Source organism: Microbacterium sp. W1-4-2 (assembly GCF_058349885.2).
The window spans coordinates 679475-702018 of record NZ_JBYRJC020000001.1; the positions used below are offsets into that span (position 1 = coordinate 679475).

Annotated in this window: 16 protein-coding genes; 9 read left to right on the forward strand and 7 right to left on the reverse strand. The window is 71.5% G+C overall.

Annotated elements, in window-relative coordinates; genetic code table 11:
* Position 1 precedes the first annotated feature (1 nt).
* The 3 genes from glmU to AC3RX0_RS02990 are packed head-to-tail and all read left to right on the forward strand — an operon-like array spanning position 2 to position 4065.
* The gene (gene glmU / locus AC3RX0_RS02980) at positions 2-1471 is read left to right on the forward strand and encodes a bifunctional UDP-N-acetylglucosamine diphosphorylase/glucosamine-1-phosphate N-acetyltransferase GlmU (RefSeq protein ID WP_491504450.1); all 1470 of its coding nucleotides are present in this window, start codon (positions 2-4) and stop codon (positions 1469-1471) included.
* A complete protein-coding gene (locus AC3RX0_RS02985; protein WP_491504451.1) occupies positions 1446-2480 on the forward strand; it encodes a ribose-phosphate diphosphokinase in 1035 nt (344 codons plus the stop codon). The genes glmU and AC3RX0_RS02985 overlap by 26 nt, the downstream gene beginning before the upstream one ends.
* Before the next feature lie 19 nt (positions 2481-2499).
* The gene (locus AC3RX0_RS02990) at positions 2500-4065 is read left to right on the forward strand and encodes an FAD-dependent oxidoreductase (protein ID WP_491504452.1); all 1566 of its coding nucleotides are present in this window, start codon (positions 2500-2502) and stop codon (positions 4063-4065) included.
* 48 nt (positions 4066-4113) lie between these two features.
* On the opposite strand, the gene AC3RX0_RS02995 is transcribed toward AC3RX0_RS02990, so the two are convergent.
* The 5 genes from AC3RX0_RS02995 to AC3RX0_RS03015 all read right to left on the reverse strand — a co-directional run bounded on the left by AC3RX0_RS02995 (position 4114) and on the right by AC3RX0_RS03015 (position 8513).
* On the reverse strand, positions 4114-5550 hold the full coding sequence (locus AC3RX0_RS02995) for a sensor histidine kinase (RefSeq protein WP_491505365.1): 1437 nt from the start codon (positions 5548-5550) through the stop codon (positions 4114-4116).
* A gap of 56 nt (positions 5551-5606) precedes the next feature.
* Positions 5607-6341, reverse strand: a complete 735-nt coding sequence (locus tag AC3RX0_RS03000) for a response regulator transcription factor (protein WP_498165860.1) — start codon at positions 6339-6341, stop codon at positions 5607-5609.
* An 82-nt stretch (positions 6342-6423) separates the two neighbouring features.
* Positions 6424-6855: a VanZ family protein gene (locus tag AC3RX0_RS03005; protein WP_491504453.1), complete on the reverse strand. Its 432-nt coding sequence runs from the start codon at positions 6853-6855 to the stop codon at positions 6424-6426.
* Positions 6856-6884: 29 nt separating this feature from the next.
* Positions 6885-8351 (reverse strand): NADP-dependent phosphogluconate dehydrogenase, encoded by a 1467-nt coding sequence (gene gnd / locus AC3RX0_RS03010; protein WP_491504454.1) that lies wholly within the window; start codon positions 8349-8351, stop codon positions 6885-6887.
* A gap of 39 nt (positions 8352-8390) precedes the next feature.
* Positions 8391-8513, reverse strand: a complete 123-nt coding sequence (locus tag AC3RX0_RS03015; protein ID WP_491504455.1) for a hypothetical protein — start codon at positions 8511-8513, stop codon at positions 8391-8393.
* Positions 8514-8730: 217 nt separating this feature from the next.
* Here AC3RX0_RS03015 and AC3RX0_RS03020 point away from each other — a divergent pair, with 217 nt between their 5' ends.
* From AC3RX0_RS03020 to AC3RX0_RS03040, 5 genes are all read left to right on the forward strand, one after another.
* The gene (locus AC3RX0_RS03020; RefSeq protein WP_491504456.1) at positions 8731-9351 is read left to right on the forward strand and encodes a 50S ribosomal protein L25/general stress protein Ctc; all 621 of its coding nucleotides are present in this window, start codon (positions 8731-8733) and stop codon (positions 9349-9351) included.
* Positions 9352-9425: 74 nt separating this feature from the next.
* The gene (gene pth, locus AC3RX0_RS03025) at positions 9426-10007 is read left to right on the forward strand and encodes an aminoacyl-tRNA hydrolase (protein ID WP_491504457.1); all 582 of its coding nucleotides are present in this window, start codon (positions 9426-9428) and stop codon (positions 10005-10007) included.
* A 31-nt stretch (positions 10008-10038) separates the two neighbouring features.
* A complete protein-coding gene (mfd, locus tag AC3RX0_RS03030) occupies positions 10039-13659 on the forward strand; it encodes a transcription-repair coupling factor (protein ID WP_491504458.1) in 3621 nt (1206 codons plus the stop codon).
* 157 nt (positions 13660-13816) lie between these two features.
* Positions 13817-15112, forward strand: coding sequence for an alpha/beta hydrolase (locus tag AC3RX0_RS03035; protein WP_491504459.1), 1296 nt, complete (start codon positions 13817-13819; stop codon positions 15110-15112).
* Positions 15112-17607: a bifunctional lysylphosphatidylglycerol flippase/synthetase MprF gene (locus AC3RX0_RS03040; RefSeq protein ID WP_491504460.1), complete on the forward strand. Its 2496-nt coding sequence runs from the start codon at positions 15112-15114 to the stop codon at positions 17605-17607. The genes AC3RX0_RS03035 and AC3RX0_RS03040 overlap by 1 nt, the downstream gene beginning before the upstream one ends.
* A gap of 15 nt (positions 17608-17622) precedes the next feature.
* Here AC3RX0_RS03040 and gdhA read toward each other — a convergent pair whose 3' ends face one another.
* A complete protein-coding gene (gene gdhA, locus AC3RX0_RS03045; RefSeq protein ID WP_491504461.1) occupies positions 17623-18981 on the reverse strand; it encodes an NADP-specific glutamate dehydrogenase in 1359 nt (452 codons plus the stop codon).
* 162 nt (positions 18982-19143) lie between these two features.
* Here gdhA and AC3RX0_RS03050 point away from each other — a divergent pair, with 162 nt between their 5' ends.
* A complete protein-coding gene (locus AC3RX0_RS03050; protein WP_491504462.1) occupies positions 19144-19755 on the forward strand; it encodes a gamma carbonic anhydrase family protein in 612 nt (203 codons plus the stop codon).
* Positions 19756-19758: 3 nt separating this feature from the next.
* On the opposite strand, the gene AC3RX0_RS03055 is transcribed toward AC3RX0_RS03050, so the two are convergent.
* Positions 19759-22434: a phosphoenolpyruvate carboxylase gene (locus AC3RX0_RS03055; RefSeq protein ID WP_491504463.1), complete on the reverse strand. Its 2676-nt coding sequence runs from the start codon at positions 22432-22434 to the stop codon at positions 19759-19761.
* Between the last annotated feature and the right edge of the window lie 110 nt (positions 22435-22544).

The window sequence follows — 22544 nt, forward strand, 5'->3', positions numbered from 1 at the left end:
CATGGCTGACAACATCGATCAGAGCCTTGCCGTCGTGATCCTGGCCGCAGGAGCAGGCACCCGGATGAAGTCGTCGCTGCCGAAAGTGCTGCACCGGATCGGCGGCCGCTCGCTCGTCGGGCACGTGCTGGCATCCGCGGCCGCGCTCACCCCGGCGCACACCCTCGTCGTCGTGCGCCATGAGCGCGACCTCGTCGCCCAGGCCGTGGCCGACGACGCGCCGGCCGCGGTCGTGGTCGATCAGGACGAGATCCCCGGCACGGGTCGTGCCGTCGAGGTGGCCGTCGAACGGCTCCCCGACTTCTCCGGTGACGTGCTCGTGCTCTCGGGCGACGTGCCGTTGCTGGATGCCGGGACCCTGACGACCTTCGTTGCCGGGCACCGCGCCTCCGGCGCCGCCGTCACCCTGATGAGCGCCGTGGTCGACGACCCGAGCGGCTACGGACGCGTCATCCGCGACGCCGACGGGGGCGTGGCCCGCATCGTCGAGCAGAAGGACGCGAACGACGCCGAAGCAGCGGTGAACGAGATCAACGCCGGCGTGTACGTGTTCCGCGCCGAGACCCTGCGCACCCATCTGCCGACGATCGGCACCGACAACGCCCAGGCCGAGAAGTACCTCACCGACGTCGCAGGACTCGCCCGCAGGGCGGGAGACCGGGTCGCGGCATCCGTCGTCGACGACGTCACCCTCACGTACGGCGTCAACGACCGCGCGCAGCTGTCGGACGTCGGCCGGCTGCTGAACGCCCGCACGGTGCGGCGCTGGCAGCTGGAGGGCGCGACGATCATCGATCCCGCCACCACGTGGATCGACGTCACGGCCACTCTGGCGCCCGACGTGACGGTGCTGCCGAACACGCACATCCTGCGCGCGTCCGCGGTCGCCGAAGGCGCGATCGTCGGCCCCGACACGAGCCTCGTCGACTGCGAGGTGGGGGAGCGGGCCACCGTCCGTCGTACCGACGCGACCCTTGCCGTGATCGGCGCCGACGCCACCGTCGGCCCCTTCGCCTACCTGCGCCCGGGCACGTACCTGGCCGCGCACGGCAAGATCGGCACGTTCGTCGAGACCAAGAACAGCACGATCGGCGAGGGCAGCAAGGTGCCGCACCTGTCGTACGTCGGCGACACCACGATCGGCACCGGCGTGAACCTCGGCGCGGGCGCCATCACGGCCAACTACGACGACCTGACCAAGCACCGCACCGAGATCGGCGACGAGGTGCACACCGGCTCGCACAACGTGTTCGTGGCGCCCGTTAGGATCGGAGATGGCGCGAAGACCGGGGCGGGAGCCGTCATCCGCAAGGATGTGCCCGCCGGAGCCCTGGCCCTGAGCGTGGCACCCCAGCGCAATGTCGAGGGGTGGGTCGAGAAGAACCGATCGGGCACGAGGGCGGCGGATGTCGCGTCGCGCGCCCGATCCGCACAGAAAGCCGGCGATGGGCCACAAGGACAAGAAGGTTGACCTCGATCGCGACCGCGGGATAGCTCCCGGCCTGGTCGCAAAGACCAAGAAGCGTCTGGTGGTCGCCTCGGGCCGCTCGCACCGGGCCCTGGCCTCCGAGGTCGCCACCGCCCTGGGCACCGAGCTCGTGCCCACCGAGTACCGCACGTTCGCGTCGGGAGAGATCCTCACCCGCTTCGAGGTGTCGGTGCGCGGCTGCGACGTGTTCCTCGTGCAGTCCTTCGGCCCGCCGGTCAACGAGTGGCTCATGGAGCTGCTCATCATGCTCGACGCCGCCAAGCGCGCCTCGGCCAAGCGGATCACCGTGGTCGCTCCGTACTACCCATACTCCCGGCAGGACAAGAAGGGCCGCGGCCGCGAGCCGATCAGCGCCCGCCTGGTCGCCGATCTGCTGCGCACCGCGGGGGCCGACCGCGTGATGAGCGTCGACCTGCACGCCGCGCAGATCCAGGGCTTCTTCGACGGTCCGGTCGACCACCTGTTCGCCAAGTCGGTGCTGCTGGAGTACTTCCAGCGCACGCTCAGCGCCGAGGACCGCGCGAAGCTCACGGTCGTCTCGCCCGACACCGGGCGGGTGCGGGTGGCCGACCAGTGGTCCGACAGCCTGGACGCGCCACTGGCCATCATCCACAAGCGTCGCGACCCGAACGTGGCCAACCAGGTCACCGTGAACGAGATCGTCGGCCGCGTGCGCGGGCGGGTCTGCCTGCTCGTGGACGACATGATCGACACCGGCGGCACGATCCTCAAGGCCGCCGAGGCGCTCAAGGACAACGGCGCCGAGCGCGTCATCGTCGCCGCCACCCACGCCGTGTTCAGCGATCCCGCGGTCGAGCGCCTGCAGGACGAGGCGATCGACGAGGTCGTGGTGACCGACACGATCCCGCTGCCGGAGGAGAAGCTGTTCGACGGGCTGACAGTCCTGCCGATCGCGCCGCTGCTGGCACGCGCGATCCACGAGGTGTTCGTCGACGGCTCGGTGACGAGCATGTTCGACGGGGCCGCCTGACGCGCTCGTGTCGTCCGCCGTGCCCGCATCCCTGACCGCCGTCTGGAACCGCGGGTTCCAGCTGCTCGGCAGGATCTCGATGTACCGCCTGGCGCTGCTGGCGCTGGGCCTGCTCGCCGCGATCGCGTTCCTGCTCTCGCTCGCGGACCTCGCGGGTCCCACTCCGCTGGAGCTCGTGGCTACGTCGGCCGTGCTGGTGGTCGTGTGCTCCGCAGTGGATGCCGCGTCCCAGCGCCTGCTGAAGCTGCCCTGGCGCCTGGAATCGTCGCTGATCACCGCCGGCATCCTGCTGTTCGTGCTGCGTCCCTCGGTCGATCCGCTCGGCCTTGCGGGCATCGCGATCGCGGGGGCCGTGGCATCCCTCTCGAAATACGTGCTGGCGTGGCGCGGTCGGCACGTCTTCAACCCCGCCGCCGTGGGCGCGACGGTGCTGACCCTGATCTCGGCGGCCACCGGGGCGTACGCCCTGGGCGGGTCGTCGTGGTGGGTCGGCACGACGCTGTTCGGCCCGATCGTGCTGCTGCTGGGCGTGATCGTGCTGTGGCGCACCGAGAAGCTGCGCGTGATCGCGCTGTTCTGGGTGGTCGGGCTGGTCATCGGGGTCGTATCGGTCGCGGCGCAGTACGAGCAGGCCGGAGCGCCGGTGGACGTCGGGACCATCCTGTGGCAGCAGCTGTGGTCGTCGCCGCTGCTGTTCCTTGGGGCGTTCATGCTCTCGGAGCCGCTCACCCTGCCGCCGCGACGCTGGCAGCAGATGGTCGTGGCGGCCGTGGTCGGGGCGCTCGTCGGCTGGGCCCCGATGATCGGCACGTTCCCGGTCTCGCTCGGTCAGGAGCGGGCGGTGCTGATCGGCAACCTCATCGCGTTCGCGTTCGCCGTGCGCGCCGCCGTCCGGCTCGTCTACCAGGGCAGCGCCGAGCTCACCCCGTCGATCGAGGAGCTGACCTTCCGCGCCGGGCGGGGCTTCTCGTTCACGGCAGGCCAGTTCCTCGAGCTGGACGTGCCGCACCGCCGGCCCGACGCGCGCGGCACGCGCCGCGAGTTCAGCATCGCGTCGGCTCCGGCCGACCTGCCCACCGTGCGGATCGCATTCCGCCGCGGATCGCAGTCCACCTACAAGAAGGCGCTGGCGGCGGTGCCGCCGGGGACGGCGCTGGCGGTGACCGGCGTGTGGGGCGACTTCGTGCTGCCGCGGCATCCCGACAGCCCCATCCTGCTGGTGGCCGCCGGTATCGGGGTGACGCCGTTCGTCTCGCAGCTGCGCCAGCTCACCCTCACCGGATCGACCCGCGACATCGTCGTGGTCTATGTCGCGTCCGAGGCGGCCGAGCTTGCGTTCCGCGCCGACCTCGAGGCATCGGGCGTGCGCGTCGTGGTGTTCACGCGCGACGAGCCGAAGGACCTGCCCGCGCAGTGGGAGTGGGCGCGGGGCGTGCGGTTGGATGCCGCGGGCCTGGCGCGCACGGTTCCCGACATCGCGCAGCGCCATGCCTATGTGTCGGGACCGGCAGGGCTCATCGCCGACCTCGCACCCGCCCTGGAGCGGGCCCGCTCGATCACGACCGACGCGTTCAGCGGCTACTGACCCGGCCGTCGACCCGGCTGCCGAACGAGCGCCGTCCCGGGCGCGAGGTCAGTCGCCGTCGCCGGGGTCGTGCGGGCGCGCGGGCAGCCGCACCTCGAACGTGGTGTCGCCGGGCGTGGAGCGCACCGAGATCGTGCCGTGGTGCGCGTGCACGATCGCCCGGGCGATCGACAACCCCAGTCCCGTGCCTCCGGTATTGCGCGCGCGCGAGCGGTCGGCGCGGGCGAACCGCTCGAACAGCTCGTCGGTGACCGACGGGTCTATCCCGGGACCGTCGTCGTGCACGCGCAGCATCGCCGACGCGTCGTCGCGGGTCACGCTCGTGGTGACTGTGGTGCCGGCCGGCGTGTGCGTACGGGCGTTGGCGAGCAGGTTGGCCAGCACCTGGTGCAGGCGGCCGGCGTCCCCGGCGACGATCACGGGCTCTTCGTCGACGTCGACGAGCCAGGTGTGGTCGCGCCCGGCGGCCTGCGCGTCGCCCGTGGCCTCGACGGCCAGCCGCGACAGGTCGACGGTGCCGAACACGAGCTCCTGCCCCTCGTCCAGGCGCGCCAGCAGCAGCAGGTCCTCGACCAGGGCGGTCATCCGCAGCGACTGGGCCTGGATGCGCTCGAGCGCCTGCGCGCTGGTGTCGCTGAGGGTGCGATCCCGCAGCGACAGCTCGGAGTACCCGCGGATCGACGCGAGCGGCGTGCGCAGCTCGTGGCTGGCGTCGGCGACGAAGCTGCGCATGCGCTCCTCGTTGCGCTGACGCGCCTGCAGTGACGCGCCGACGTGGTCGAGCAGCGTGTTCAGCGCCGTGCCGACCCGGCCGATCTCGGTGTGCCGGTCGACCTGGTCGGCCGGCACCCGCTCCGAGATCGAGACCTCGCCCTCGCTCATCGGCAGCGCTGCGACCCGGGTCGCCGTCTCGGCCACCGCGCGCAGCGGCTGCAGCCCGCGCCGGATCACCACTGCGATCGCCGCGGCCAGCAGCAGCAGACCGCCCAGGGTGACCAGCAGCACGGTGGTCAGGATCTGCGCGATCGTCTCGTTGACCTCGCTCAGCGGCAGCCCGCCCGCCACCGCGTACGAGGTCCCCAGGGTGCCGAGCCGCATGTGATAGACGCCGAGCGTGTCGATCGCCACGGTCGACGTGCTCGTGTGCCCGAGGCTCGTGACGACCTGCTCCACCTGGCGCGCCGACATCTGCCGCACGTCGCCGTCGGCGGTGACGTACGCGCCGTCCGGCGCCGTGCCGCGCAGGCTCACGACCAGCAGGTAGCCGGCGATGGTCCGCGTGCGCTGGCTCTGCAGGATGTCGTACGCCTGCGTGCCCGGCTCGATGATCGTCGGCGGGTTCAGGGTCGTGCCCTGCAGCACGAGCGCGGTCGTCTCGCGCACCTTGTTGTCGAGGTTCTGCTGCAGGATGCCGCCGAGGATCGCGCTCGTTCCCAGCGCCACGGCGGCGAGGATCAGGGTGACGATGCCGATCACCGTCGCCATCAGGCGGGTCTGCAGGGTCAGGCGCCGCCGCGCCGTCACGGCGTGGTCGGTCGGTGTCACTGCGGGGCTTTGATCATGTACCCGACGCCGCGCACCGTGTGGATGAGGGGCTCCGCGCCCTGGTCGATCTTCTTGCGAAGGTAGGAGATGTACAGCTCCACGACGCTCGAGCGGCCGCCGAAGTCGTAGTTCCACACCCGGTCGAGGATCTGCGCCTTCGAGACGACGCGACGCTGGTTGCGCATCAGATAGCGCAGCAGCTCGAACTCGGTCGCGGTCAGCTCGATCTCGCGTCCGGCGCGTTCGACCTCGTGGCTGTCCTCGTTCAGCGACAGGTCGCCCACGCGCAGGATCGGCTCGGACTCGGCCGCCTGGGCGGTGCCGGCCCGGCGCATCAGCCCGCGCAGGCGCGCCACGACCTCTTCGAGGCTGAACGGCTTGGTCACGTAGTCGTCGCCGCCGGCGGTCAGGCCCGCGACCCGGTCGCTGACGGAGTCCTTCGCGGTGAGGAACAGCACCGGCACGTTGTTGCCGCTGTGGCGCAGCCGCTGCAGCACGCTCATGCCGTCGAGATCGGGCATCATGATGTCGAGCACCATGGCGTCGGGGGCGAAGTCGCGTGCTGCCTGCAGCGCCTCGAACCCGGACGCGGCGGAGTGGACGTCCCAGCCCTCCATGCGCAGCGCCATGGACAGCAGATCGGTGAGCATCTGCTCGTCGTCGACGACGAGGATGCGGGGAGCGGCGCCGTCGGCGCGATGCAGCGTAGTGCCGGGAGCAGTCATGGTCATGCCTCCGATTCTCGTCAGCGGACTGTGAATCTTCTATGGCAAAGACTATGGCGCTCCTGTGAATCGTGCCATGAAGGGCACCTCAGGTGCGCCGGGGAGCGAGCAGGAACGCCAGCAGCAGCATGAGCAGCATCCCGGCCACGGCCCCGGTCGTGTTGGCCGCGAGGTCGCGGACGTCGGCGACGCGGCTCGGCAGCAGGAGGGCCTGCGACGCCTCGATCACGGCGCTGACGACCAGTCCGATCACCGGCGCGGACCACCACCCGCGCACGCCGAACCACAGCACCGCGAGGATGCCCAGAGGCACGAACATCGCGACGTTCGCGGCGAACTCGACCCGGTCGAACGTGATCCAGGCCGTGGAAGGATGCTGCGCGAGCCAGGCCAGCAGCCGGTCGAGCCCGCCGGCCAGGACGCCGCCGTAGGGCTGAGCGCGCAGCGTCAGCCATGCCACGGCGAACAGGTACCCGGCCGTCAGGGCCGTCAGGACGATGCGCGCCGCGGTGCGGCGCACGCGCATCGTCGCCGAGGTGTATGCCCCGCTCAGTGCGTGTCCTGCGCCTCGACCTCGCTGCGGTCGGCCGACCAGAGCGTGTGGAACGTGCCCTCGCGGTCGACGCGACGGTAGGTGTGCGCGCCGAAGAAGTCGCGCTGTCCCTGGATGAGGGCGGCCGGCAGCCGGTCGGCGCGCAGGCCGTCGTAGTACGCCAGTGAGGACGAGAACGCGGGGGCCGGGATGCCGGCACCCGCCGCGATCTGGACGATCCGCCGCCACGCGTCCTGCGCCCGGGCGAGCGCGTCGACGAAGTACGGCGCGGTCAGCAGCACGGCCAGGTCGGGGGTCTGCGCGTACGCGTCCGAGATGCGGTTGAGGAACTGCGCGCGGATGATGCAGCCGCCGCGCCAGATCTTGGCGACCGCGCCGAGGTCGATGTCCCACCCGAACTGCGCCGCCCCCGCGCGGATCTCATCGAAGCCCTGCGAGTAGGCGACGATCTTCGAGGCGAACAGGGCCAGGCGCACGTCCTCGATGAACGCGTCGGCGTCTTCGGCGCGCAGCTGCGCGGCGGGGCCGGGCAGGCCGACCGAGATCGACCGCTGCTCGGGGTGGCTCGACAGCGACCGGGCGAACACGGCTTCGGCGATGCCCGACACGGGCACGCCCAGGTCGATCGCGGTCTGCACGGTCCAGCCGCCGGTACCCTTGGCCCCGGCCTGGTCGACGATCACGTCGATCAGGGGCGCCGCGGTCGCGGCATCCTGCTGGCGCAGCACCTCGGCGGTGATCTCGATGAGGTACGACTCCAGTTCGCCCTCGTTCCACTGTGCGAACACGTCGGCGATCTCGGCCGGGCTCTTGCCCGTGCCGCGGCGGATCAGATCGTACGCCTCGGCGATCAGCTGCATGTCGGCGTACTCGATGCCGTTGTGCACCATCTTGACGAAATGGCCGGCACCGTCGTGGCCGACGTGCGTGACGCACGGCTCGCCCTCGGCGACAGCGGCGATCGATCGCAGGATCGGGCCGAGAGTGACCCAGGACTCGTCCGATCCGCCCGGCATGAGCGACGGGCCGAGCAGCGCGCCCTCTTCGCCGCCCGAGACGCCCATGCCGACGAAGTTGATGCCGGTGTCTCGAACCGCCTTCTCACGGCGGATCGTGTCGGTGAACAGGGCGTTTCCGCCGTCGACGATGATGTCGCCCGGCTCGAACACCGCCGCCAGGTCGTCGATCACGGCGTCGGTGGGAGCGCCGGCCTTGACCATCACGATCGCGGTGCGCGGCCTGGTCAGCGAGTCCGCGAACTCCTGGTACGAGAACGTGGGGACGAAACCGGCCTCGGGGTGGGTGGCGACGAGGTCGTCGGTCTTGGAGCGGCTGCGGTTGAACACGGCCACCGTGTTGCCTCGGCGACTGGCGAGGTTGCGGGCGAGGTTCGAGCCCATCACCGCCAATCCGACGACGCCGATGTTCGCGGTGGGCTGGGATGCGGACGCGGTCACGGACACTCCTTGTCGAACAGGATCGGGATGACCCCAGCCTAGATGTCAGCGCTTGCGGTAGTTCTGCCGGCCCAGGTACCAGAACGACAGCACGACGCTGACGAGGCCGATCAGGACCACGAGGCCCACGTAGCCGAACACGAGGTCCGAAGCGAGCTGTGCGTCCATGTGAGATCCTCCCGATGCGTTCGATGCGCAGACGTCGTCTTCATCGTAGCGGCCGCCCTGGTAGACTCGGGACCGCAACTTCGGCGAGGGATGCTCGGCATCCGTGATCGACGCGGTGATGCGGGCCCTGGCGGCTTTCCTCACGCGCATGCGTTCGAGTTGAACAAGACCCCGATACATCAGGACCCGCCCCGCCGGGTCCGTCAAGGAGATACACATGTCCGACGACACCAAGGTCCACGCCGAGCGGCGTGAGAACTTCGGCAAGGGCTTCGCGCGGCGCCTGCGCGCGGCCGGCCAGATCCCCGCCGTCATCTACGGCCACGGCAGCGAGCCGGTGCACGTCGCCCTGCCGGGCCACCAGGTCTCGCTCCTGGTGCGTCGCGCCAACGCGCTGCTCGAGCTGGACATCGACGGCAAGCACGAGCTCACCCTCGTCAAGGACGTCCAGCGCGACCCGGTGCGCCAGATCATCGAGCACATCGACCTGCTCCTCGTGAAGAAGGGCGAGAAGCTCCAGGTCGAGGTCCCGGTCGTCATCGTGGGCGAGTCCGCTCCCGGCACCATGGTGAACCTGGACACCGCGACGCTGCGCCTCGAGGTCGAGGCCACGCACATCCCCGAGCACATCGAGGTCAGCGTGGAGGGCCGCGAGGAGGGCGACCACATCACCGCCGGCGCGATCGCGCTGCCCAAGGGCGCGACCCTCACCGACGACCCCGAGCTGCTGATCGTGGCCGTCTCGGTCCCGGCCGCTCCGGTCGAAGAGGAAGAGGCCGCGGAAGAGGCCGAGGGGGGCGCCGAAGAGGCGCCCGCCGAGGAGCCCGCCGCGGAGTGATCCGCGTTCGTCCTGTCGTCGAGGGGGTGCGCGCTGCGCGCCCCCTCGACGCGTATCCGGAGGAATGACGCACAGTGACGACCTGGCTGGTGGTGGGTCTGGGAAACCCCGGACCGCAGTACGAGCTGACCCGGCACAACGTCGGCCAGCTCGTCGTCGACGAGCTCGCCGACCGGCGCGGGGAGCGGTTCAAGGCGCACAAGGCGAACGCCCGCATCGCCGAGACCTGGGTGCGCCCGGGCGGCGACAAGATCGTGCTGGCGAAGCTGAACTCGTACATGAACGTGTCGGGCGGACCCACGGCCAACCTCGCGAAGTTCTACGGCGTCGACCCGGCGCACGTGGTGATCGTGCACGACGAGCTGGACATCCCCTTCGACACCATCAAGCTGAAGGTGGGCGGCGGTCACGGCGGGCACAACGGCGTGCGCGACGTCGCCAAGGCGCTGGGCACGCCCGAGTTCCCGCGCGTGCGGGTCGGCATCGGCCGGCCGCCGGGGCGTCAGGATGCCGCGGACTGGGTGCTCGATCCGTTCAGTGCCGCCGACCGCAAGGCGCTGCCGATCCTGCTGTCGGATGCCGCCGACGCCGTCGAGCAGCTCATCGACGAGGGGCTGCTGGCCGCCCAGCAGAGGCATCACGCGCCGCGCGGGTGAGGGTGTCGGCGCTCGCCGGTAGAATCCTCTGGTGACAGTTCCCGGGATCGCGCGCGCCCTCGCGCAGGCCGAAACCGTGCGGGACGTGCTGGCTGCGGCATCCGTCGACACCGACCTCTCCCTGGTCGAAGGCATGGACGCCCCCGTACTGGCGGCGCTGATCGAACGCCGCCGCACCGCCGGGCACCCCGCCGCGCTGCTGGTGATCACGCCTACGGGCAGGCGCGCGGATGCCGTCGGCCCTGCGCTGCAGGCGCTGCTGCCCGGCGCCGAGGTGCTGCATTTCCCGGCGTGGGAGACCCTGCCGCACGAGCGGCTGAGCCCGAGTGCCGAGACCGTCGGGCGCCGGCTGGACGTGCTGCGCCGCGCCCGTGACTGGAGCGACGCCGACCCCGACCAGCGTCCGCCGCTGGTGATCACCGCATCGGTCCGCGGCGCACTGCAGCCGCTGGCGGCGGGCCTGGCCGACGCACGCCCGATCGTGCTGGCGACCGGCGGCCGCGGGCACGACCTCGGCGCGGTGGCGGCACAGCTGGTCGAACGGGCCTATCACCGCGTCGACATGGTCACCCGCCGAGGCGAGTTCGCGCTGCGCGGCGGCATCCTCGACGTCTTTCCGCCGACGGCCGACCACCCGTACCGCGTCGAGTTCTTCGGTGACGAGGTGGACCAGATCCGGGCGTTCTCGGTAGCCGATCAGAGGAGCCTGCCCGGCGAGGTCGCCGCTGTCGAGCTGCTCGCCAGCCGCGAGCTGCTGCTGACGGACGCCGTGCGGGAACGCGCCCGCGCGCTCGCGGAGCGCTCGCCCGGACTGCGCGGCATGCTGGAGAAGATGAGCGAGGGCATCCCCGCCGAGGGGATGGAGTCACTCACACCGGCCCTGGTCGAGGGCCTCGTGAGCCTCGTGGACTATCTGCCGGGCGGTGCAGCGGTCGCGCTGCTGGACCCAGAGCGCGCGGTGACCCGCGCGATGACGCTGGCCGAGACCAACCGCGAGTTCCTCGACGCTGCCTGGAGCGTGGCCACGGCAGGCGGAGAGGCGCCGATCGACCTCGGCGCCGGCGACTTCCTCACGCTGCCCGAGCTGCGCCAGGTCGCGCGGGAGAGGGACGGCGTGTGGTGGACGCTCAGCGTCTTCGACTCGGGCGCCGCCGACGTCGAAGACGCGGACCCGGCGGATGCAGACGGGAACGCCGTGCGGGTGCCCGGCACCGCAGTCGGATCGTTCCAGGGCAGCATCGACGGGGCGACCGAGCGGATCGGGCGGCTGCTGTCGGACGGCGTGCGGGTCGTGGTGACGGTCTCGGGACCGGGCCTTGCCGACCGCGCGCGGGACGTGCTGGCAGAGCGGGGCATCGCCGCGCGACGCGTCGACGAAGTGCTCGAGGTGCCCGAACCGGGCGTCGCGCACGTCGTCGTGGCCAGCCTCGAGCGCGGCTTCGAGTCGCCCGAGGCGGGTCTGGCCGTGTTCACCGAGGCGGAGTTCTACGGGCGCACGATCGGCGCCGACACGCGGGTCGTCAAGAAGCTCGCCTCGCGGCGACGCAATGTGGTCGATCCCCTCCAGCTGAAGGCCGGCGATTTCGTGGTGCACAGCACGCACGGGATCGGCCGGTTCGTCGAACTCACCCAGCGCGAGGTCTCCAGCGGCGGGCGCAACGCGGTCAAGAGCACCCGCGAGTACCTCGTGCTCGAGTACGCGCCCGGCAAACGCGGGTACCCGGGCGACAAGCTGTACGTGCCGACCGACCAGCTCGACCTGCTCTCGCGCTACGTCGGCGGCGAGGCCCCGGCGCTGTCGAAGATGGGCGGCAGCGACTGGGCGCAGGCCAAGGGCAAGGCGCGCCGGGCCGTGCGCGACATCGCCGTCGAGCTCGTGAAGCTCTACTCCGCGCGGATGGCCGCCAAGGGCTACGCGTTCGGCCCCGACACACCGTGGCAGCGCGAGCTCGAAGAGGCGTTCCCGTTCGCCGAGACCCCCGATCAGCTGCAGACGATCGACGAGATCAAGGCCGACATGCAGAAGCCGATCCCGATGGACCGGCTGCTGTCGGGAGACGTCGGCTTCGGCAAGACCGAGGTCGCCGTGCGCGCCGCGTTCAAGGCGATCCAGGACGGCAAGCAGGTCGCGATGCTCGTGCCCACGACGCTGCTGGTCAAGCAGCATCTCGAGACGTTCACCGAGCGGTTCGCGGGCTTTCCGGTGAAAGTGCGGCCGCTGTCGCGATTCCAGACCGACAAGCAGGCCCGCGACACCCTGGCGGGGCTGACCGACGGAACCGTCGACATGGTCATCGGCACGCACCGCATCCTCACCGAGAAGGTGATCTTCAAGGACCTCGGGCTGCTGATCGTCGACGAGGAGCAGCGGTTCGGCGTCGAGCACAAGGACGCACTGAAGAAGCTCAAGACCAACGTCGACATCCTCGCGATGAGCGCCACTCCGATCCCGCGAACGCTCGAGATGGCGGTCACCGGGATCCGGGAGATGTCGACCCTGCAGACACCGCCCGAGGATCGGCATCCCATCCTGTCCTACGTGGGCGTCCGCAACGACAAGCAGATCGCCGCCGCGATCCGCCGCGAGCTGCTGCGCGAGGGGCAGGTGTTCTATGTGCACAACCGGGTGCAGTCGATCCAGCGGGTCGCCGCCCACCTGGCCGAGCTCGTGCCCGAGGCGCGCATCGTCGTGGCCCACGGGCAGATGGGCGAGCACCAGCTCGAGCAGGTCGTCGACGACTTCTGGGAGCGACGCGCCGACGTGCTGGTGTCGACCACGATCATCGAGACGGGCCTGGACATCTCCAACGCCAACACGATCATCATCGACCGCGCCGACAAGTACGGCCTGAGCCAGCTGCACCAGCTGCGCGGCCGGGTGGGACGCGGGCGCGAACGGGCGTACGCGTACTTCCTGTACGACGAGATGAAGCCGCTGACCGAGACGGCGGCCGACCGGCTCGAGACCATCGCCGTGAACAACGACCTCGGCAGCGGCATGCAGGTCGCACTGAAGGATCTCGAGCTGCGCGGGGCGGGAAACCTGCTCGGCGCCGAGCAGGCCGGGCACATCGCCGGCGTCGGCTTCGACCTGTACCTGCGCATGGTGGGCGAAGCGGTCGCGGCGTTCCGCGGCGACGAGACCGAGGGGCCGACCGAGCTGCGCCTCGAGCTGCCGGTGCAGGCGCGGATCCCCGAGGACTACATCGACAGCGAGCGGCTGCGGCTGGAGGCGTACCAGAAGCTGTCGGCGGCGGCCGGCGCGTCGGCCCGGGACGACGCCATCTCCACGGTGGTCGACGAGCTGCGCGACCGCTATGGCGACCTGCCCGCCGAGGTCGAGGGCCTGGTCGCCGTCGCGGGACTGCGGCGACGTGCGGCCCAGGCCGGGCTGTCGGACGTCGTGGCGATGGGCCCGAATCTGCGGCTCGCGCCGGCGCGCCTGCCCGACTCCATGCGCGTGAGGCTGCAACGGCTGTACCCGAAGGCGAAGCGCGTCGCGAGCGGCGAGGCCGTCGTGGTTCCGCTGCCCGCCGCCAGCGGCGAGCCGGTCGCCGACGGCGACCTCATCGCCTGGACGCGCACGCTCATCGACCAGCTGTGGCCGCTGCCCGTCGCCGAATCCGAGCCCGCCGCCGGCACGGCATCCTGATCCGCCGGCTGCTCAGCCGACCCACTCACTACCTCAAGCCTGCGCATAGCGATCTCGGGGATCGCCGTAAGCGCGCGCTCATATGCTCGCCAAGGCATGTGGCGAACAGCGCGGAAGGGCGATGCCGATGAGTCGGTGGTTTCTGAACCTCAACGTGATGAGCGGTCCCCTTCCCGAGACCTTCTGGCTGCTCACGGCCGCGGCCGCGGTGGTGCTGCTGGTGCGCGACCGGACGCGGACCTGGGCGGTCACGGCGATCCCCGCCGTCGCCGGGGGAGCGCTGCTCGGCATGATCGCGGTGTGGATCACCGACGCCACCGACGTCTTCGGCGTGCCGATGCCCAAGGGGACCGCCTGGTGGATGGCCGCTGCCGGCGGTGGCGTCGGGCTGGGCGTGGCGAGCATGTGGCGCACGCCGGTCTGGCGCAAGGCCGTCGCCGGTGCGCTCATCGTGATCGCCCCGCTGTCGGCGGCCATGGGCATCAACGGCGGCTTCGGCCTGACCCCGACGATCGCCGACGTGCTCGGGGTGAGCACGCTGCCGTCGGTCGGGGCTCTGCCCGCGACGCACCTCCATCAGACGGATCCGGTCGCCCCGAAGGCGTACAAGCCCCTGTATCTGCGGTGGAAGGCTCCGGCGGACATGCCGAAAGTCGGCCGGGTGGGCACGCTGTCGGGCGTGAACCGCATTCCGTCCACCGGCAGGTTCGTGCCGCGCGACGCCGCGATCTACCTGCCGCCGGCTGCCCTGGTCAAGAACGCCCCGGCGCTGCCGCTCGTGGTGATGATGAACGGCAAGCCCGGCAGCCCCACGCCGCGCTTCATCGCGGCGGCGCTGAACCAGCAGGCCGCGAGGCACCACGGCCTCGCGCCGATCGTCATCGTGGCCGATCAGCTGGGCAATCCGGCGCAGCAGCCGGCGTGCTCGCCCTACTCGAGGTTCGGCAATGTGTCGCAGTACTTCAACACCGACATCGTGCGCTACGCGCGCACGCACCTGAACGTCATCCGGAACCCGAAGTACTGGACGATCGCCGGATACTCCGACGGCGGCGCGTGCTCCCTGAAATGGGCGGCCGAGTACCCGAAGATCTGGGGGAACATGATCAGCATCTCCGGCGACGACTATCCGGGTGCCTCCGACCCCTACACGGCGCTGCAGGACGGGTTCCGCGGCCAGGTCGCGCTCGAGCACTCGCAGCGGCCCGCGGTGTTCGTCAAGAAGAACGCCGGGCAGTTCGCCGGCCACCTGGCGCTGTTCACCGGCGGATCGCTCGACGCGCGGTTTTCAGGCTATGCGCGGCGCAACGCCGAGATGCTGAGCAAGGCCGGGTTCATCGCCACGCTGACCGAGATCCCCGGCGCCACCCACGTGGGCTCGGCGCTCAGCGGCGGGCTCACCGCCGTGTTCACCCAGCTGTACCCGGCGCTCGGCCTGTCGCCGCGCGTGTGATGCGTACCGCGCTGCGCACCGTCGTCCGGTATCTGCGGCAGCACCCGTTCTCGGTCACCATCGCCGTCACCGTGATGGTGACCGGGTTCGTCTTCTCGCTGCCGCGTACGCACGCCACGCGCTGGATCGCCGCGGGTCCGGTCACCACCGGCGAGGAGCACCAGTGGTGGACGCCGGCGACCGCCCTGCTCGTGCCCAGCTCGCTCGTGGACGCGCTGCTGAGCGCCGCCGTCGCCCTCACCGTGATGGCGTACATCGAGCGGGTCATCGGCACGGCGCGCACCGTGCTCGCGTACTTCGGCATCGGTGTGCTGGCGGTGCTGGCCGGCATCGGACTGCACCTGCTGACGATCTGGCTGGGTACCCCGCTGCTGCTGCTGGCCCGGCCGGAGCTGACCCTCGACCCGCCGATCGGCGTGTTCGGCGTGCTGATGACGGGGAGCGCGTTCGCCCCGACGCTGTTCCGCCGCCGCATCCGTGTCATCGGCTTCGCCGTCGTCTTGACGTTCGCGCTGTACGGCGGCGATCAGGACAGCTTCTACAGGGTGATCGCGGCGGTGCTCGGCCTCGGCCTCGGCGCCGTGCTCAGTCGCGACATGCCCGTCGGGGGCCGGCGGGTCCAGCCGCCGGCGCGCACCTGGCGCCGCGCGTCCTACGGCGAAGTGCGCACCCTCGTCGCGGCGGTGGTGGCCGTCACGGGTGTCGGCCCGGTCATCGTGCTGCTCGAGCGCACCGTCACCGGTCCGCTGGCGTTGGTCGTGTCGGGATTCGCCCACGTCGACCGCGGCGAGGCGTTCGAGGCCTGCGCCACCTACTTCCGCAGCGCCTGCGGCGACCCGGCCGACATCCACGTGATCGCGCGCGGCATCGGCCAGGTGCTGCTGAGCCTCGTGCCGGTCGCACTGAGCCTGGTCGCCGCGTGGGGTCTGCGCAGCGGCCGGCGGGCGGCGTGGATCCTGGCCGTGGCCGTCAACGCGGTCTCGCTCGTGGCCACCGGCGCGGCGGTGGGAGTGTTCGCCCTGTCGTCGCTGCAGGGCATCGAGCGCGTGGGCGAGCGGTTCGCGCTGAGCGCCGCGCTGGCCGTCGGGGTGCCCTTGGCGGTCATCGTCGTGCTCATGCTCACCCGACGCCGATTCGAGGTCGCCGTGCCGCTGCGCGCGGTGCGCCGCTTCTGGCTCACGGTCAGCATCGCGTTCGTCGCCGTGATCGGGCTGTGGATCGTGGCGATCGTCGTCACCGGGCGCCCGACGGTGCCGCTCGGGTTCCGCGACATCTTCCGCGATCTGGTCGTGCTGCTGCTGCCGGCCGGCTTCACGCGCGGCATCTCGCAGGGCAGGATGCCGGGACACGGCGCGACACTGCTGGTCGACCAGTGGGCGGGTGTGGCGTTCTGGCTGGCGGTGATCGTCGCCGCCGTTCTCCTGCTGCGCTCGGCCGGACACCGGGGCGACCCGCCGCTGGCGCGGTTCCGCGAACTGCTGCAGACGACCGGCGGCGGCACGATGAGCTTCATGGGCACGTGGGAGGGCGCGCGGCAGTGGGTCGGCGACGACGGCGCCGTCGCCTACCGGCTCGTCGGCGCGGTGGCCCTGGTGATCGCAGACCCGATCTGCGCGCCGGCCGACCGGGCGGGCGTCGTCGATGGCTTCCTCGGGTTCTGCGACCGGCACGGATGGATCCCGGTCTTCTACAGCATCCATGTGGCCACGCGGGATCTGCTGCGCACCCGCGGCTGGCGCGATGTCTCGGTCGGGGAGGAGACCGTCATCCGGCCCGCCGGGATGGACCTGGCCGGTGGGCGGTGGAAGCGGGTGCGGCAGGCCCTGGCGAAGGCCGATCGCGAGGGAGTGCGGGCGGTCTGGACGCGCTGGAACGACCTGCCCGCGTCGATGGCGGCGCAGATCGAGGTGCTCAGCGAGCACTGGGTGGCGGAGAAGGAGCTGCCCGAGCTGGGATTCACCCTCGGCGGCCTCGCCGAGCTGCGCGACCCCGACGTCGCCCTGCTGCTGGCCGTCGACGCCGATGACGAGCTGCAGGCGGTGACCAGCTGGCTGCCGTCGTGGCGCGACGAGCGGCTGACGGGGTGGACCCTGGACTTCATGCGCCGCAGCGATGACGCGATGTCGGAGATCATGGTGTTCCTCATCGCGTCGGCGGCGCTGCGGATGCGTGACGACGGCATCGAGGTGATGAGCCTGTCGGGCGCGCCGCTGGTCACGCGCCCGGTGCCCGAGGGGCAGCGGCCGCCGCGGTCCTCTCTGCTGAGCCGGGTGCTGAGGTGGCTGGCCGACGTGCTCGAGCCGGTCTACGGCTTCCGCTCGCTGTTCGAGTTCAAGAAGAAGTTCCACCCTGAGCTCGACACGATCTACATGGCGTACGAGGACGCCGCGAGCCTGCCCGCCGCGGCCGGGGCGATCCTGCGCGCGTACCTGCCGACGGCGTCGCCCCGGCAGGCGCTCGCGACGGTGCGCACCCTGTCGGCGCGCAGGGACTGAACGGGTGGGACCGGGTCAGATCACGCCCTGGGCGAGCATCGCGCGCGCGACGCGCTCGAAGCCCGCGCAGTTCGCGCCGACGACGTAGTCGCCCTCGTGCCCGTAGTGCCGGGCGGCGGTGAAGGCGGCCGCGTGCACGTCGCGCATGATGCCGCGCAGGCGGTGCTCGCTGTCGGCGAAGCTCCAGCGCTCGCGCCCGGCGTTCTGGGTCATCTCCAGGGCCGAGGTCGCGACGCCCCCGGCGTTGACGGCCTTGCCCGGACCGAACAGCACGCCCGCGGAACGGAAGACCTCGACGGCCTCGGGGGTCGAGGGCATGTTCGCGCCCTCGGCGACGGCGCGCACGCCGCCGGCGACGAGCGCCTCGGCATCGGCCTCGTCGATCTCGTTCTGCGTGGCCGACGGGATCGCGACATCCACCGCGACCTCCCATGGCCGTGCGCCCTCGACGAACCGGGCGCCGGGTCGACGGGCGGCGTACTCCGAGATGCGCGCCCGCTCGACCTCTTTGATCTGGCGCAGCAGGTCGACGTCGATGCCCGACTCGTCGATCACGCAGCCCGACGAGTCCGATGCGGTCACCGGGATCGCGCCGAGCTGGCGGGCCTTGTCGATCGCGTAGATCGCGACGTTGCCCGAACCCGACACGCCCACGCGCTTGCCTTCGAGGGTCTCGCCGTGCACGGCCAGCATCTCCTGCACGAAGAACACGGCTCCGTAACCGGTGGCCTCGGTACGCACTTCGGCGCCGCCCCATCCGGTGCCCTTGCCCGTGAGCACACCGGACTCGTGCCGATTGGTGACCTTGCGGTACATGCCGAACAGGTAGCCGATCTCGCGCCCGCCCACGCCGATGTCACCGGCCGGGACGTCGGTGTGCTCGCCGATGTGGCGATACAGCTCGTTCATGAACGACTGGCAGAAGCGCATGACCTCGGCGTCGCTGCGCCCGCGCGGGTCGAAGTCGCTGCCGCCCTTCGCGCCGCCGATACCCTGGCCGGTCAGGGCGTTCTTGAAGATCTGCTCGAACCCGAGGAACTTGATGATCGAGAGGTTCACCGAGGGGTGGAAGCGCAGCCCGCCCTTGTACGGCCCCAATGCGGAATTGAATTGGATGCGGTAGCCGCGGTTGACGTGCAGTGCGCCGTCGTCGTCCGCCCACGGGACGCGGAACATGATCTGGCGCTCGGGTTCGACGATGCGCTCGAGGATGCCGGCGTCGACGTACTCGGGATGGGCTTCCAGGACCGGGCCGATCGAGTCCAGGACCTCGTGCACCGCCTGCAGGAACTCCGGCTCGTGCGGGTCGCGGGCGACGACGGCGTCGTACACAGAGCGGACGGAGGAGGGCAGGACGGCGAGAGTTGTGGTCACGAGAGAAGGCTTCCGGTCCGGATGGGCGTATGAGGCACGCGGTGGTGAGCTTTCTCACTTTACCGACGCTACGCTGACGGTTGAACTCACCGACGTAACACGCGGCGGGGTCGCGCGCGGCACACGGCGCGCGCCGCGGCTGTTCGCACAAGGAGGTGGCGAGTGCTGTTCGAACATCTCGGAGCCGGTCCTCGGGTGGACCCGACCGCGCAGATCGCGCCGACCGCGGTGATCAGCGGAGACGTCACGATCGGGCCGGACTGCCAGGTGCTGCACGGCGCGGTGATCACCGCCGAGGGCGGCCCGATCACGCTCGGGCGCAGCGTCATCGTGATGGAGAACGCGCTGATCCGCGCGAGCGCGGCGAACTCGGTGCACATCGGCGACCACACCCTGGTCGGCCCGATGGCCAGCATCTCGGGCGCCGTGATCGGCGACGAGGTGTTCCTGGCGACCGGCACGCGGGTGTTCAACGGCGCCCACATCGACGCCCGGTGCGACGTGCGCATCAACGCCGTGGTGCACCTGCGCACGCACCTGCCCGAAGACAGCGTCGTGCCGATCGGCTGGGTCGCGGTGGGCGAGCCCGTGCAGGTGCTGCCGCCGAGCGAGCACGAGCGGATCTGGGACCTGCAGCAGGAGCTCGACTTCCCCGGCTATGTGTTCGGGCTCGACCGGGACACCCCCGACCTCATGGTGCAGCTCACCGAGCGCTACGGCCGCAGCCTCGCCCGGCACGCCGACGACCGTCCGATCGACGGGGCCGGCGGCTGAGCCTCACCCCGTGTTCTGCAGGCCCGCGGCCACGCCGCTGACGGCCAGCAGCAGCAGCCGCTCCTGATCGGGATCGGGCTCGGGCGCCTCGGGCCCCTGCGCGCGCAGCGCCCGCAGCGCCCGCAGCTGCAGCAGTGACAGCGCGTCGACGTAGGGGCTGCGCAGATTCACGGCGCGCTGCAGGATCGGCTTGTCGGCCAGCAGATCGTCTACGCCCTTGACCCGGGCGACCCAGTCGCGGGTCAGGACCAGCTCGTCGCGGACGAGGGCGGCCAGGTCGTCGCGGTCGCCTAGGGCCAGATAGCGCTCGGCGATGCGGTCGTCGGTCTTGGCCAGGCCCATCGCGACATTGTCGATCATGGTGCGCAGCAGCGGCCAGTGCGCATACCCGTCCCGCAGGCGCTGAAGATCGCCGACCGCCTGCAGCGCCGTGCCCAGCCCGTACCAGCCGGCGAGGTTGATGCGCGCCTGCGACCACGAGAACACCCACGGGATGGCCCGCAGGTCCTCCAGCGACTCCACCGACAGGCCGCGACGGGCCGGGCGCGAGCCCAGGGCGAGACGGCCGATCTCCTCCATCGGCGTCACGGTCGCGAACCACGGAGCGAACCCCGGGGCGTGCACGAGCTCGAAGAAGCGGGCGCGGGATGCGGCATCCATCGCCTGTGCGACGTCGGCGAAGCGCTCGGCGGCGCGACTGTTGCGCTGCTGGACCGACGGCGCCCACGCCAGCAGGGTCGCGGCGGCGACCTGGTCGATGTGGCGCATCGCGATCGCCGGCTCGCCGTAGCGGGCGAAGATCACCTCGCCCTGCTCGGTGAGCTTGAAGCGGCCGTCGACCGAGTGCGGCGGCTGCGCGAGGATCGCGCTGTTGGCGGGGCCCCCGCCCCGGCCGAGCGCCCCGCCGCGGCCGTGGAACAGCGTGAGGCGGATGCCGGCGTCCTGCGCCCAGGCGCCGATGCGCTCCTGCGCGGTGTACAGCGCGAGGGTCGCCGCGACCGGGCCGACGTCCTTCGACGAGTCCGAGTAGCCGAGCATGACCTCCAGGCGGTCGCCGGTCTCGCGCAGGCGGGCGGCGAACGCCGGGAGCGCGATCGACTCGGCGAGCACCTCGGGCGCCGCCTGCAGGTCGGCGAACGTCTCGAACAGCGGGATCACGTCCAGCACCGGTGTGGGCCCGCCGTCCTCGGCGGCGTACGCGGCCAGGCGGTGCACGGCTTCGAGATCGGCGGCGGAGCGGGTGAACGAGACGATGTACCGGCCCGCGGCGCGCCGGCCGTACCGGCCCTGGATGTGCGCGATGGCGCGGAAGACCTCGAGCACCTCGTCGGTCTGGGCACTGCGCTCGCCGCCCGCGTCGAGCTCGGCCAGCGCCTTGGCGTGCACGGCCGAGTGCTGGCGCACCTCGAGCTCGGCGAGATGGAAGCCATAGGACTCCACCTGCCAGATCAGCTGCTGCAGATGGCCGTACGCCGCGCGGAGGGCGCCGGCCGCGGCGAGCGAGGACTGCACCGCGCGCAGGTCGGCCAGCAGCTCGTCGGCGTCGCGATACGCCAGGTCGGCGTTGCGGGTGCGGGTCGCGGCGAGCTTGCGCGCGATGAGCAGGACCACGCGCCGGTGCGGCTCGTCGGGGGAGTGCTGCGCGATCTCGGTGGCGCTCGCCTCATCGGCGTCGCCGTAGCCACGCCACAGCGAACGGACGGCGTCCGAGGCCGGCGTGTCGTCGGCGTCGAGCGTGAGGGTGCGGCCGATGCGCTCGGCGGCCGCCTCCAGCGCGCGCAGGGCGTGGTCGCTCGCGATCGCCGCGGCCTGGCGGGTGACCGACGCCGTCACGAACGGGTTGCCGTCCCGGTCGCCGCCGACCCACGAGCCCAGGCGCACGAAGGCCGGGACGACGGGGGCCGCGCGGCCGGCGTCCGCTCCCTGCAGCGCGTCGTCGGCGCGGCGGTACACGTGCGGCACCGCGGTGAACAGCGTCTCGTCGAAGATCGCCATGACCGTGCCGACCTCGTCGACCGGCGCGGGCTTGTGCGGCCGCAGGGGAGCGGTGCGCCACAGCGTGTCGATCTCTTCGAGCAGGCGGCGCCGGGCGCGGCGCCGGTCCGCGCCGTCGGGGATCGACGCGTCGTGCGTGTCCAGGAGGGCCGCGAGGCGGCGGATGCCGGAGGCCACCGCCCTGCGGCGGGCCTCGGTGGGGTGCGCGGTGAACACCGGGTGGAAGCGCAGCTCCTGCAGGCGTGCACGGGCCTCGTCCTCTCCCACCTCGGCGGCCAGCCGCACATAGGCTGCGGCCACCGAGTCGCCGGCGTCCTCGCGGTCGGGCCGGCCGTCGCGCTCGTGCAGCACCCGGACCCGCTGGTGCTCCTCGGCGAGGTTCGCCAGGTGGAAGTAGCAGGTGAACGCGCGCGCGACCTCGTCGGCACGGTCCACCGAGAACCCGTTCGCGATCCGTTCGGCCGCCTCGAACGCCTCGGGCGTGCCCTCGGCCCGTGCGCGGATCGCCGCGCCGCGCAGGCGTTCGACGTCGTCGAACAGCCCCTCCGAACCGCTCTCGCGCAGCACCTGCCCGAGCAGCTCGCCCAGCAGGCGCACGTCGGCCCGCATGCGCTCGGGGACCTCGCCCGCCGACTCGTGTCGGCCTGCGAGCGTGAGGGCTTCGGTGGGAGTGGGCTCGCGCATCCTTCCACGCTAGCCGCGTGGCGCGGCCACGTTCCGAAGCATTACCGCGGCGTGGGCGCAGCCTGCCGACAAGCCGTCGGCCGATAACATGGACCACGGTGTGCCGGGAA

What these genes read in the sequence shown, in the direction of transcription:
- glmU (WP_491504450.1), top strand. Translation starts at nt 2, where the DNA reads ATGGCTGACAACATCGATCAGAGCCTTGCCGTCGTGATCCTGGCCGCA.
- AC3RX0_RS02985 (WP_491504451.1), top strand. Translation starts at nt 1,446, where the DNA reads ATGGGCCACAAGGACAAGAAGGTTGACCTCGATCGCGACCGCGGGATA.
- AC3RX0_RS02995 (WP_491505365.1), bottom strand. Translation starts at nt 5,550, where the DNA reads ATGGCGACGGTGATCGGCATCGTCACCCTGATCCTCGCCGCCGTGGCG.
- AC3RX0_RS03000 (WP_498165860.1), bottom strand. Translation starts at nt 6,341, where the DNA reads ATGACCATGACTGCTCCCGGCACTACGCTGCATCGCGCCGACGGCGCC.
- AC3RX0_RS03015 (WP_491504455.1), bottom strand. Translation starts at nt 8,513, where the DNA reads ATGGACGCACAGCTCGCTTCGGACCTCGTGTTCGGCTACGTGGGCCTC.
- AC3RX0_RS03020 (WP_491504456.1), top strand. Translation starts at nt 8,731, where the DNA reads ATGTCCGACGACACCAAGGTCCACGCCGAGCGGCGTGAGAACTTCGGC.
- AC3RX0_RS03035 (WP_491504459.1), top strand. Translation starts at nt 13,817, where the DNA reads ATGAGCGGTCCCCTTCCCGAGACCTTCTGGCTGCTCACGGCCGCGGCC.
- AC3RX0_RS03040 (WP_491504460.1), top strand. Translation starts at nt 15,112, where the DNA reads ATGCGTACCGCGCTGCGCACCGTCGTCCGGTATCTGCGGCAGCACCCG.
- AC3RX0_RS03055 (WP_491504463.1), bottom strand. Translation starts at nt 22,434, where the DNA reads ATGCGCGAGCCCACTCCCACCGAAGCCCTCACGCTCGCAGGCCGACAC.